Here is a 12677-nt window from a genome sequence, read left to right as displayed (position 1 = left end):
TTTTTCTGCTCTTTCAAATGGTTATTTCTCGCCCGCACGATCAAATCGCCAATTTTTACATCAGAAGGGCAAGCCACTTCACAGCGTTTGCAGTTGGTACAATATTTCAGTGCTTCATCATAGAATGCGGCACTTTTTAGGCGAAAACGTTCCCCATCTGGGCCAGCTTGCTTCGGACCAGGATAAAGCGGATTTTGTTTTGACACGGGGCAAACCGCCGTGCAAGCCGTACATTTTATGCAACTTTCAAAACTGTTATCCACATATTGGTGGCTAGGTGGCAAGGCGGCATTTTGTTTCGCATTTTCGATTAATTGTTGAATGTTCATTATTTGCCCCCTGCAAGAATCTGTTCTGCTACGGTGAGTGCGGTAACCACCGCCACGCCCGAGCTACAACCGAGTTCTAAATTATTGTAACCGCCAATCACTGAGCCGATAGCGTATAAATTCGCTAAAATCTCACCGCACTTTTGCACTTGGCATTTTTCATTAATTTTTACTCCCGCACTTTGATAAGGTTGCGGAGCGGAAAAGCGATCTCTTGTCCAAGAAAGGCGGTTGCCATTATCAAAATCGCCGTTGCCGATAATATCGAGATCAAAAATAGGCTCGAGAACCCGCTCAAATTCCGCCACAATCCCCGAACTAAAATAATGCCCTGAAGCCAGCACAAAATGCTCAGCATAAAGCGCATCATCTTGATGTAATTGTGTGTAAAGGGCTTTCACTTGGCGATCCTCAATATCCGCCCGCAACGCCTTATCGCCATTGAGCATTACGCCGCCCAACTTTTCAAAATGATCTCGCAGGGCTTTTCGCTGACGCATTCCCAGTAAAGAAGGCGGTAGTGTTGGTAGTTCAAATAAATTTAGCCCTGTCGCCTGTTTGAGGCTGTTGAAGAAATGATTGTCGCTCATTCCAAAACAGGCGGGTAAAAACACCGCACTTGCGTTTCCTGCGGCTTGTTGGATCTCTCGTACTAACTCGCCGAACGCCAGTTTATGCTCCAGTACTTGGGAAATATTGACGCTACGAAATTCCCGTGCGTTGTTGCGAAGTTGGTCTAATTGCGGAATGTGCAAATAGCCAATACTCACATCACAATGGGCAAATTGCGGATTTTGTTTTAGGTTATCCGCCAATAATTGCGGTTGAAAATCGTGATAGCCTTCAATACCTAGCACTGCAATGCGTTTATGGGGAAATTCAGCTTGTGATAATGGCAAGGTTGGCACGCTGTTTGCCGAAAGCCAAGTGCGACGTAAACCGCCCAAAGGAGTAACACGGAGATGATTTTCTTTATGTGAGCCAATCAGATCCAAATTGAGCGATTGGGCTAATTGTTCAAAGTGTTCTGCTTTAGCAAGCACCTGATCTTTTCCCAATAACGAATAAGGATGCTGTGGCACTTGCTCAGCAAAGTGCGGGTAAATTTCAGCGAAATTTTGCACCGCACTATTTTTTACTTCGCTTCCTTCTGGAAGCAGGCTGAGTAAATCTAACGAGCCAGAGGAAAAATCCATCGCCGCTTGTCCGTTGTTTACGATGGCACAATGTTTACCTTGTTGTTGCAGCGCAATGGCGCAGGTTAAGCCTGCTAAGCCACCGCCGATAATAATTACATCAAATTTCATTGCTATCTGTCCCCTGTGTGGCTTGTTCATCAAGTGGTTTAACATCATTTAAACCAAGTAAACTGTAATAAATCCAACTGGTAAACTCTGCTTCGCGTACCGCTTCTCCCCAAGCGATAGGCTGAATGCCGCGCCAACGTTCTTCCATAAAAGAAGCCAGTTGAGTGGTGGATTGGCGTGGTGTGGCAACATTAAAACGTGCCATTAAGCCTGCCGCACGACAGGCGCAAAGTTCCGCTTGGCAGGTTCCCATTCCCACACGGGTACGGCGGCGTAAATCCACCAAATTATTCACTTTGAGTTCATCAACGGCATAACGCACTTCCCCTGCACTCACCGCTTCGCATTCGCACACTAACGAGCGATCAAGGCGTTCTTTTTCTAATAATTTCGTGGCTCGTTGCCCATGGCGATAAACCGCAGAAATTTTAATCGGGGTTGGGAGGGAAATAATTTGTTTGTAGGTTTCTTCTTGTGTTGTGCCTGAACCCGGTAAAGGTTGGCTAGCAGTGGTACAAGTGGCAGATTTATTGAGTTTTTTGCACACCAAATCCGTTGCCCATTCTGCCATTAAACGATAGGTCATTAATTTCCCACCTGTGATGGTAACAAAACCCTCCAACCCATCACGCTCAGCGTGATCGAGCAACACAATGCCACGGCTCACATTTCGCCCTGAGGGATCATCATCAGTAGCAACTAGTGGGCGTACCCCCGCATAAGCACGCAGCACACGGGTATGGCGTAGGGAAGGAGCGAGTTTTTCCCCTTCACGGAACAAAATATCCACTTCTTCAGGCGTTACCACCATATTATCAATTTGATCATAAGGAATACGGCTTGAAGTTGTGCCGATCACGCAAATGGTATCCCCCGGCACGAGAATGTCCGCATCGGCGGGCTTACGGCAGCGGTTAATCACTAGATTATTAATGCGATGCCCCATAATCAGCAACGCCCCTTTAGCGGGGAACATTCGGATTTTCAGATCCGCATATTCGGCAATGCCTTGCCCCCAAATTCCGCCAGCATTCACCACCACAGGAGCGAAAAACAAACGTTCTACTTTATTTTTATGATCGTAAACTTTTGTTCCAATCACGCGATCGCCTTCACGGATTAGCCCTTTGACTTCGCAATAGGTGAAAATTTTTGCCCCACGTTCGCTGGCATCAAGCATATTGGCGGAAGTAAGGCGGAAAGGATCGATAGAACCATCAGGCACCACCACCGCGCCCACTAAATTTGGATTGACCGAAGGCTCTAAGCGTCTAGCTAAATCAGGCTCAATCGCCACTGCTTCAATGCCAGCATTATCGCAAGCGGTAAGAAAGGTTTTTTGATAGGCCAAATCATCTTCAGGCAGCGTGATAAATAGCCCTTTGGTGTCTTCAATACAATGGTGGGCGATATTTTTTAAAATGAGATTTTCTTGGATACATTCGCGCGCAGATTCTTCATCATTCACCGCATAACGGGCGCCACTGTGCAACAGCCCGTGGTTACGTCCCGTTGCCCCTGTGGCAATATCACGGCGCTCCAACAACACACAATTAATGCCACGCAACGCACAATCGCGTGCAATTCCCGCGCCCGTTGCACCACCGCCAATGATGATCACGTCCGTATTGATAGGCGAAAAGTCCTGTGCATTTTGATAAAAGTGCGGTGATTTTTTCATCGCTTTTCCCCCACATTAAATTTGTAAATAAAAAGATAAGATTAACGGCTCTATCATACGATAAATGTTCGTTTTAGAAAATAAAATGAGCGAATTTGTATTAAATTATGTGAGGTAGATCACTATTTATCCGTCATTGAAAAGTTTTTGTTATTTTTTTGTGATAAACATCACATCTTAAACTTTATCTTCTTTTCGTTTTTATTTTCTCGCTATGATATGTTGGAAATGTTCGTAAAAGAACGTATTTCATCTATAAAAAAATAACAACTTGGAGAATATCTATGTTTGGACCATTTAAACCAGCTCCTCACATTGCGGAGCTGCCGAAAGAAAAGATAGATTCCACTTATAGACGCTTGCGTTGGCAAGTGTTTGCAGGGATCTTCTTTGGTTACGCCGCGTATTATTTCGTGCGTGCCAATTTCGATTTAGCACAAAAAGGGTTGATTGAAGCAGGGCTTTATAACAAAGCTGAACTGGGTATTATCGGGACTGGGGCAGGTTTAGCTTATGGTTTGTCAAAATTCTTTATGGCAACCATTTCTGACCGCTCAAATCCGAAAGTTTTCTTACCTTGTGGTTTGTTGCTTTCAGGTTTATGTATGACCCTAATGGGCTTAATGCCTTGGGCGACATCAGGCATTTTAGTGATGTTCGTGATGATCTTCCTTAATGGTTGGTTCCAAGGTATGGGGTGGCCACCGTGCGGACGTACAATGGTACACTGGTGGTCGAAAAATGAACGCGGAACAATCGTCTCTATCTGGAATACCGCGCACAATCTAGGGGGAATGGTGCCGGGCGCAATGGTGCTATTAGCCAGTGCGATTTATTTCAGTGAGCACGGCGTGCAAGCCACTGCAAAAGATGTATGGCAACAAGCACTTTACTATCCGGGTATTGCGGCAATGATTGCGGCCATTCCAGTATTCTTAGTAATGAAAGATACGCCACAATCTTGCGGTTTACCAGCCATTGAAAAATGGCGTAATGATTACCCAGATGATTACAACGAAAAAACCTACGAAAACGATCTCAGCACCAAAGATATTTTCGTTACTTATGTCTTAAAAAACAAATTGTTATGGTACATCGCCATTGCTAACGTGTTCGTTTATCTCATTCGTTATGGTGTATTAAAATGGTCGCCAGTGTATTTGGGTGAAGTGAAACATTTCAATATCAAAGGTACGGCGTGGGCATACACCATTTATGAATTAGCGGCGATTCCGGGAACGCTTATTTGTGGTTGGGTATCCGATCACCTATTTAAAGGTAAACGTGGTTTAACGGGTTTCATCTTTATGATCTTAACTACCATTGCGGTAGTGGCATTATGGTTAAACCCAGCAACACCAGAATCTGAACTTGCGCAATATACAGGCAAAGCGTGGTATCAAAATCCGTATCAATTAACTGACTTTATCTTAATGACCACCATCGGTTTCTTAATTTATGGCCCAGTAATGTTGATTGGTTTACACGCCCTTGAACTTGCACCGAAAAAAGCCGCAGGTACAGCAGCAGGGTTCACTGGCTTATTTGGTTATCTCGGTGGTACCGTTTCCGCTTCAGCTGTTGTGGGTTGGGCTGCGGAATACTACGGCTGGGACGGTGGTTTCTATGTAATGATCACTGGCGGTATCTTGGCAGTATTGTTACTCTTAATCGTAACTATTCAAGAAGCAAAACATAAAGCCACATTAGGCGATCACTACGGTAAATAGTGAATAATTAGAAAGGAAGTGCAGCAATGCCCTTCCTTTTTTATTCGCAAAAATTTGGTGAAAAAGCACCGCACTTTAATAAAAGGAGTTCTTATGACATTCAAATTAAAAAAATTAGCTCAAGTTGTTGTCTTATCCACCTTAGCGTTCACTTGTGTGCAAGCAGTAAACGCAATGCCAACAATGAATAATAATGAAAAACTTGTTATCGCTCACCGTGGTGCAAGTGGTTACTTACCCGAGCATACGCTAGAAAGTAAAGCCCTTGCCTTTGGACAAAAAGCGGATTATTTAGAGCAAGATTTGGTAATGACAAAAGACGATCATCTTATTGTTATTCACGACCATTTCTTAGATGGATTAACGGATGTTGCCAAAAAATTCCCAGACCGCAAACGGGAAGACGGACGTTATTATGTGGTAGATTTCACCCTTGCAGAAATTCAATCTTTGAATATGACAGAAAATTTTGAAGTGAAAGATGGCAAACAAGTTCAGGTTTATCCAGATCGTTTTCCAATGTGGAAATCCCATTTCAAAATTCACACTTTTGAAGATGAAATTGAATTTATTCAAGGGCTAGAAAAATCCACAGGGAAAAAAATTGGGATTTATCCTGAAATCAAAGCGCCTTGGCTACACCATAAAGAAGGTAAAGACATTGCCAAAGCCACCTTAGAAGTGCTGAAAAAATATGGCTATACCCAAAAATCTGATCGCGTTTATTTGCAAACCTTTGATTTTAATGAACTTAAACGCATCAAAACAGAATTATTGCCACAATTAGGTATGGATCTGAAATTAGTTCAACTTGTGGCTTACACCGATTGGCACGAAACGGAAGAAAAAAAATCCGCAGGGTGAATGGGTAAACTATGATTATGGCTGGATGTTCAAAGATGGCGCAATGGCAGAGGTAGCAAAATATGCAGACGGCGTAGGGCCGGGTTGGTATATGTTGATCGATAAAGATCAATCCACAAAAGACAAAGTAGTTTACACCCCACTTGTGCAAGAATTGAAAAAATACAATATGGAACTACACCCTTACACCGTACGCAAAGATGCCTTACCAACATTTTTTACTAACGTAAACCAAATGTACGATGCCCTATTAAACCAAGCTGGCGCAACAGGCATTTTCACCGATTTCCCAGATACCGCGGTGGAGTTTTTGGGGAAAGGGGAGTAAGTTTGAACCACTTATGTGAACGTTAAATAAAAATCGGAAAGGTAACTTTCCGATTTTTTTTAGTTAATGATGTTCTGTTTCAGTATTAAACAACGCCTCAATAAATTCTTCTGCTTGGAATGGACGCAGATCTTCAATTTTTTCGCCGATACCAATATAACGAATCGGTAATTTGAATTGATCGGCGATGGCGAAAATCACGCCGCCTTTGGCTGTGCCGTCTAATTTGGTTAAGCTAATTCCTGTTAAGCCCACTGCTTCATTGAATAATTTGGCTTGGCTAATGGCGTTTTGCCCAGTGCCCGCATCAAGGGTAAGCATAATTTCGTGCGGCGCAGTTTCATCGTATTTTTTCATTACACGAACGATTTTTTTCAGCTCGTCCATGAGATTATTTTTATTTTGCAAACGCCCTGCGGTATCGGCAATCAAAATATCAATATTGCGTGCAGCCGCAGATTGCATTGCATCATAGATCACCGAAGCGGAATCTGCTCCCGTGCTTTGTGCCACCACAGGAATATTATTGCGTTCTCCCCACACTTGAAGCTGCTCCACCGCAGCGGCACGGAAAGTATCGCCCGCCGCCAACATCACGGATTTGCCTTGCATTTGGAATTGGCGTGCGAGTTTACCAATGGTCGTGGTTTTCCCTACGCCATTGACGCCCACCATCAAAATCACATAAGGCTTTTTGCTGGTATCAATTTCTAAAGGCTGCGCCACAGGCTTGATAATCTCTGCGAGTTCTAATTTTAATTGTTGATACAGTAAATCTGCATCTTTTAGCTGCTTGCGACTGGCGTGCTGCGTTAAGTTATTGATAATTTTCGTAGTTGTTGGCATACCAATATCAGCAATGAGCAACTGTTCTTCCAATTCTTCAAACAGATCGTCATCAATTTTTTTGCCCGAAAATAGCCCGAAAAAGCCCGAACCGATATTTTGTTTGGTACGAATTAGGCCTTTCACCAAACGGCTAAAAAAGCCCCCTTCGCTTGGTTTTTCTTGCGTTGAAATTTCTGAATTTTCCACCGCACTTTGCTCTTGTGGAAGGTCTGTTTGCTCTACAATTTCTGTTTCTTGTACTAAAACTTCGGGATTTTCTACCGCAACTTGCTCTTGCGGAAGCTCGGTTTGCTCTACGATTTCTGTTTCTTCCACCAAAACTTCTGGATTTTCTACCGCACTTTGTTCTTGTGGAAGCTCTGTTTGCTCTATGATTTCTGTTTCTTCCACCAAAACTTCTGGATTTTCCACCGCACTTTGGTTCTTGCGGAAGCTCTGCTTGCTCGGTGATTTCTGTTTCTTGCACTAAAACTTCAGGATTTTCCACCGCACTTGGTTCTTGCAGAAGTTCGGCTTGCTCAGTGATTTCTGTTTCTTGCACGTCAGCTTGGTTCGATGTTTCTTCTTTCTTTTTAAGACCTAAAAACCACCTTTTTTATTTTTTTCTGCCATAAATTACTCGCTATTATGAAAAAATTACTGATTTTCTGAATTTTATACTAAACTATGCCACCTGATTTTATTCTGTTACCGAATGCAAAAGTCGGCTGAAAATGGACATTAAGTTCAGCGAAAAGTTTGTATAGTTTATCATAATTTGGCGAATCCCTATGAAAAAAAATCCTGCGACACGCAAGCAACATACTAATCTGGCAAAAGGTGAAGTTCGTATTATTGCAGGGCTTTGGCGTGGGCGGAAATTACCTGTGTTGAATGCGGAAGGATTGCGCCCAACAGGTGATCGCGTGAAAGAAACGCTATTTAACTGGCTGATGCCTTATATTGTGGACGCAATTTGTTTAGATTGTTTTGCCGGCAGCGGTTCATTGGGGTTAGAAGCCCTTTCACGCCAAGCCAAGCAAGTGACCTTTTTAGAGCTCAATAAGCAAGTGGCAAAGCAACTCACGCAAAATCTACAACAGCTTAAATGCACGCCGCAGCAAGGGCGTGTAATCAACCAAGATAGCTTGCATTATTTACAGCAAGCGCAGCAAGAACCCGTATTTGACTTGGTATTTCTCGATCCGCCTTTTCATTTTGATCTCGCACAGCAAGCCGTTGATTTGCTGATTAAATTTAATTGGCTTAAGCCCAATGCGCTAATTTATGTGGAAACGGAAAAAAACAAAACTCTAAGCCTGCCTGATAATTGGCAAATATTAAAAGAAAAAACCACCGGGCAAGTGAGTTATCGGTTGTATCAATATTTGCTGGGCGAATAATACTTCTTTAACCCCTTCGATATAAGCCATTTTCGCTCACCACCAAACCTTGTAATTCCAAACTTAATAACTGAGTGAGTAGTGCATCAATGGGCAAAGACAAGCGGGCGGAAAGCTCATCAAGGCTGATGGCAATATGGCTAAGTTGGGCGTAAAGTTCGGGGTGGCTTGGTGGTTCAGCTTGTTGTGGGGTAACGCTTTTTTCTTGAGTGCTATTTTGATTAAATGGGAGAGCTTGCTGTTTTGGCTGTGCATAAAATGATGCAGAATAGCCGTAATTCGGCAGATTATCCACAATGTCCTGCACATTTTCCACCAATGTTGCCCCTTGTTTAATCAATTTATGGCAGCCTTCACTAAAGCCATTTTGGATATTACCAGGAAGCGCAAAGATTTCTCTATTTTGCTCAAGGGCGTAACGTGCGGTGATTAATGAGCCACTTCGTTCTGTGGCTTCGATGATCAATGTGCCAAGAGAAAGTCCGCTGATAATACGATTGCGGCGTGGAAAATTTTCTGCCACGGGCGGTTGGTTGGGCAAAAATTCAGAAACCAATGCCCCATTATTCTCAATAATTTGTTGCGCTAAACCACGGTGTTTAGCGGGATAAACCGCATTCAATCCACTGCCTAATACGGCAATAGTCTGCCCTTTTTGCGCTACCACCGCTTGATGACAAAAACCGTCAATGCCTAGCGCCAAGCCACTGGTAATGACAAAACCAGCCTGATTTAATTCTTGAGCGAAAAACTTCGCCCAATATTCCCCATAATTAGAGCAATAACGGCTGCCCACAATAGCAATTTGTGGCTGCGAAAGTGCGGTTAAATTTCCTTGTAAAAATAACAGCGGCGGCGCTGACGGAATTTGTTTTAACAAATAAGGATAATCTTGCTCAGTAAAATTAAGCAAAAAATTGCCCGCACTTTGCGCCCAATCTAACGCCGGCTCGATAAATTTACGCTCAGGATTAAACCAACGCTGAATTTGTTTTTCTGTCCACCCCATTTGTTTGAAAGCAATCGCGTCATAGTCTAAAAGCTGTTCAGGGCTAATTTCAGCCAGTATTTTTTGTATCGTATTCGCGCCAAGTTTTGGCACTTGTAATAAGCGGAGTAAGATCTCGTTTTTTAGCATTGATATTTTAGAAATTGGCAAAATAGAGTTGTAGCTTAAAAGAAAGGAAAGAAGAAAAGTAAACTTTTTTGCGTTTTGCGACAGTGATCGAGAATTTAATTCCTATTTGGGGAATTAGAAAAGTAATAACGCCCTGGGTTGAGGGCGTTATTTCAGCATTATTGTTTAGCCTGATGTTTTTCCAACCACTGTTGCATAAATTGGATTTCGCTTTGTTGTGCGTTGATGATATTTTCTGCTAGCTGACGTAATTCAGGATCTTTGCCATATTTTAATTCTATCTCAGCCATTTTCACTGCACCTTCATGATGTGGCAGCATACTGGCTGCGAACGCGACATCAGCATCTTGATATTGCATTCCTTTTTCCATATCCGCGTGCATTGCAGACATACTTGCCATTAATTCACTTTGCATTGCATTAGGTTGATGTGCAGCGTGATGATGTGGCATTTCAGCCATCGCAGTGCTAGAAATTAAACCGATTAAAATCAATAGTGCTTTTTTCATTGTGAGTACCTTATTTTTGTATGATTAAATGAGCCAAAATAATAAACCTTACCCTTAGGGTAAGGTCAAGAAAAAACCAAGACTTCTTCTCATACATTTCTTTGATAAATTTAGGGTTATCTTATTGATGTATAAGTAAAAATGATAAACTCCTGTCAGTTTTCGATATTTTATGCTATAATCTATTTGTTTTTGAGAATTTCATATCGACAAAGTATGATTTTTTCGTCTTTTTGTACTGTGAGGTACAACTCAATGCGTTGTATAAACGTTTATTGCTAAGAAAGACGTAATGAACGTCTTTTTTAGCTCAAATTTGAAGCAATTTCATTCATCAATTTGTTTTGTATTCTTTATTTAAGCGAGCTATTTAGCGGCTATTTCAATTTATTTGTTGAGATTGATATGTGCACAAAACATTAACTTAAAGGAGAATCATTATTGTGTCTTTTTCTGCTTTTATTCATAAAAGATCATCGTTTAACCCCTTTGTTATAGGGGCAACTTTATTACTGGTTATTTTGTTGCTCGTTGCAACGTTAATTTTGCCAGAAAAAACCACCGCACTTTTAAACTGGGCGAAAGCGGGCGTGTTTGCTAATTTTAGCTGGTTTTATATTTTAGCCTTTTCCGTTTTTCTTTGTTTCTTATTCGTGTTATTGGTCAGTAGTTTGGGTAATATCAAGCTCGGAACGAATGAAGAAGAGCCTGAATTTTCTTTCCTTTCTTGGTTGGCAATGCTGTTCGCTGCAGGAATGGGAGTGGGATTGATGTTCTTCGGCGTAGCAGAACCGCTCACCCATTATTTTTCCGCCATCACCACAGGATCTGCCGAACACAAACAACAAGAAGCCTTATTGCATACCTTTTTCCACTGGGGAATTCACGCTTGGGCAGTGTATGGCGTGATTGCCTTAGCGCTCGCCTATTTTGGTTTCCGTTATAAATTGCCGTTGGCGTTGCGTTCTTGTTTTTATCCTTTATTGAAAGATCGCATTAACGGCAAGATCGGCGATGTGATTGATATTATGGCGTTAGTCGCTACCCTATTCGGGATCATCACCACCCTCGGATTTGGTGCCGCACAGCTTGGTGCGGGGCTAACTCAGCTTGGCGTGGTGGCTGAAAATAGTTTCGGCTTGCAAACGGTGATTATCGTTGTAGTGATGTCCATTGCGGTATTTTCCGCTATTTCTGGCGTAGGCAAAGGGGTGAAATTACTTAGTGAGATCAATCTCGGCTTAGCCCTTGCCTTGATGTTGTTTATTTTAATCGCAGGCCCAACACTGTATTTGCTCACCACATTTAGCGATAACATTGGCATTTATTTGAGCAATTTAGTACGCCTAAGTTTTAAAACCTATGCGTACGAAACAGAAAACACTGCGTGGTTCACTGGTTGGACAGTGCTTTATTGGGCGTGGTGGTGTTCGTGGGCGCCATTTGTGGGCTTGTTTATCGCGCGTATTTCCCGTGGTCGCACCATTCGTGAATTTATCTTCGGCGTGCTAGCCGTACCAAGTTTATTCAGTATTCTATGGTTTACCGTGTTCGGTGATAGCGCCATTTGGTTAGAATTAAACGTTGCCAACGGTGCATTGCACGAATTTACTTCTGCACCAGAAAAATTATTGTTTAAATTCTTAGATTATTTACCGCTCTCAGCTCTCACTGGCACGTTAGCCTTAGTGATTATTTCGCTCTTTTTCATCACATCAGCAGATTCAGGAATTTATGTGCTAAATAATATGGCATCACGCGATAAAAGCCTTTCCGCACCGCGTTGGCAAGCGATGATGTGGGGCTTAGTGATGATGGTGCTTGCCATTGTGCTAATGCGTGAAGGCGGGCTAGGCACGCTACAAACAATGACTTTACTGGTGGCACTGCCTTTTGCAATGCTGATGTTAGTGATGTGTGTGAGCCTATGGAAAGGCTTGAATGCGGATCAAAAATACTTCGCCGCCAAAGTAACCCCAACCAGCTTGTTATGGACAGGGGAAAAATGGCGAGAGCGTTTGGGGCAAATGCTTAATCAAACGCAAGAAAAGGATATTTTAAAATTCCTTAACCGCACTGCTTTGCCTGCGATGCGTGAGTTGCGTCAAGAATTGGTTAATGTGCATAATTTGAACGTGGAGGTAGTGCAAGCCTTAGATTCTGACGAACCAAGCGTGGAGCTTATCATCAAGAAAGAATCAATGCGTGATTTTATGTATGGAGTGAAATCCGTAAGCCACGAAATTGCCTCACAGTTGGTTGATGATGAAAACCTCCCGCATATTCAGCATTCCGTAACCTACCAGCCGATGACTTACTTCGCTGACGGTCGTACGGGCTATGATGTGCAATATATGACACGCAACGAACTCATCGCCGATATGTTGCGTCAATATGAACGCTATCTCAGCTTGCTAGAAGACGTGGGGCAAGAGCTAATGTCGCACGAGCAAACGGAGCTGGCGGAATAATTTAAGCGGTAGCAACGAATAAAAACAAAGTGCGGTCAAAAAAATGATAGAATTTTGCCCGCACTTTTTTACGCGAACTTTTCTCGCTT

At 42.6% G+C, this 12677-nt stretch carries 11 protein-coding genes; 5 read left to right on the top strand and 6 right to left on the bottom strand.

Going from position 1 to position 12677, the window contains the following annotated elements:
- The 3 genes from C3Z13_RS05530 to glpA form a co-directional block, all read right to left on the bottom strand.
- On the bottom strand, window positions 1-329 hold a 329-nt coding region (locus tag C3Z13_RS05530), incomplete at its 3' end, for a 4Fe-4S dicluster domain-containing protein (RefSeq protein ID WP_146256872.1).
- Entirely contained in the window at window positions 329-1636 is a 1308-nt protein-coding gene (gene glpB, locus C3Z13_RS05525; protein WP_103855271.1) for a glycerol-3-phosphate dehydrogenase subunit GlpB, read from the bottom strand. The genes C3Z13_RS05530 and glpB, both read right to left, overlap by 1 nt.
- Window positions 1626-3317 carry an anaerobic glycerol-3-phosphate dehydrogenase subunit A gene (gene glpA / locus C3Z13_RS05520; protein ID WP_103855270.1) on the bottom strand — a complete coding sequence of 564 codons (1692 nt, stop codon included), beginning with the start codon at window positions 3315-3317 and terminating at the stop codon, window positions 1626-1628. The genes glpB and glpA overlap by 11 nt, the downstream gene beginning before the upstream one ends.
- Window positions 3318-3601: 284 nt before the next feature.
- Here glpA and glpT point away from each other — a divergent pair, with 284 nt between their 5' ends.
- The 3 genes from glpT to C3Z13_RS13000 all read left to right on the top strand — a co-directional run bounded on the left by glpT (window position 3602) and on the right by C3Z13_RS13000 (window position 6239).
- Complete coding sequence (gene glpT, locus C3Z13_RS05515; RefSeq protein ID WP_103855269.1) at window positions 3602-5047, top strand: glycerol-3-phosphate transporter; 1446 nt, start codon at window positions 3602-3604, stop codon at window positions 5045-5047.
- A gap of 93 nt (window positions 5048-5140) precedes the next feature.
- Entirely contained in the window at window positions 5141-5911 is a 771-nt protein-coding gene (glpQ, locus tag C3Z13_RS05510; RefSeq protein ID WP_425427458.1) for a glycerophosphodiester phosphodiesterase, read from the top strand.
- A gap of 43 nt (window positions 5912-5954) precedes the next feature.
- Window positions 5955-6239: a glycerophosphodiester phosphodiesterase family protein gene (locus tag C3Z13_RS13000; RefSeq protein WP_425427457.1), complete on the top strand. Its 285-nt coding sequence runs from the start codon at window positions 5955-5957 to the stop codon at window positions 6237-6239.
- 63 nt (window positions 6240-6302) lie between these two features.
- On the opposite strand, the gene ftsY is transcribed toward C3Z13_RS13000, so the two are convergent.
- Window positions 6303-7499, bottom strand: coding sequence for a signal recognition particle-docking protein FtsY (ftsY, locus tag C3Z13_RS05505; protein WP_245872566.1), 1197 nt, complete (start codon window positions 7497-7499; stop codon window positions 6303-6305).
- A gap of 359 nt (window positions 7500-7858) precedes the next feature.
- Here ftsY and rsmD point away from each other — a divergent pair, with 359 nt between their 5' ends.
- Window positions 7859-8470: a 16S rRNA (guanine(966)-N(2))-methyltransferase RsmD gene (rsmD, locus tag C3Z13_RS05500; RefSeq protein WP_103855268.1), complete on the top strand. Its 612-nt coding sequence runs from the start codon at window positions 7859-7861 to the stop codon at window positions 8468-8470.
- 7 nt (window positions 8471-8477) lie between these two features.
- Here the strand turns inward: rsmD and dprA are convergent, their stop codons facing one another.
- Together dprA and copM are read right to left on the bottom strand one after the other, a co-directional pair.
- The gene (dprA, locus tag C3Z13_RS05495; protein ID WP_103855267.1) at window positions 8478-9608 is read right to left on the bottom strand and encodes a DNA-processing protein DprA; all 1131 of its coding nucleotides are present in this window, start codon (window positions 9606-9608) and stop codon (window positions 8478-8480) included.
- A gap of 158 nt (window positions 9609-9766) precedes the next feature.
- Entirely contained in the window at window positions 9767-10117 is a 351-nt protein-coding gene (gene copM / locus C3Z13_RS05490) for a CopM family metallochaperone (RefSeq protein ID WP_103855266.1), read from the bottom strand.
- Window positions 10118-10560: 443 nt separating this feature from the next.
- On the opposite strand from copM, the gene C3Z13_RS05485 reads away from it, so the two are divergent.
- On the top strand, window positions 10561-12588 hold the full coding sequence (locus C3Z13_RS05485; protein ID WP_103855265.1) for a BCCT family transporter: 2028 nt from the start codon (window positions 10561-10563) through the stop codon (window positions 12586-12588).
- Window positions 12589-12677: the final 89 nt, after the last annotated feature.

Origin of the sequence: Avibacterium endocarditidis, from assembly GCF_002921145.1 — a bacterium.
Classification (GTDB): domain Bacteria; phylum Pseudomonadota; class Gammaproteobacteria; order Enterobacterales; family Pasteurellaceae; genus Avibacterium; species Avibacterium endocarditidis.
This window is presented reverse-complemented; position numbering and strand designations above follow the sequence as displayed.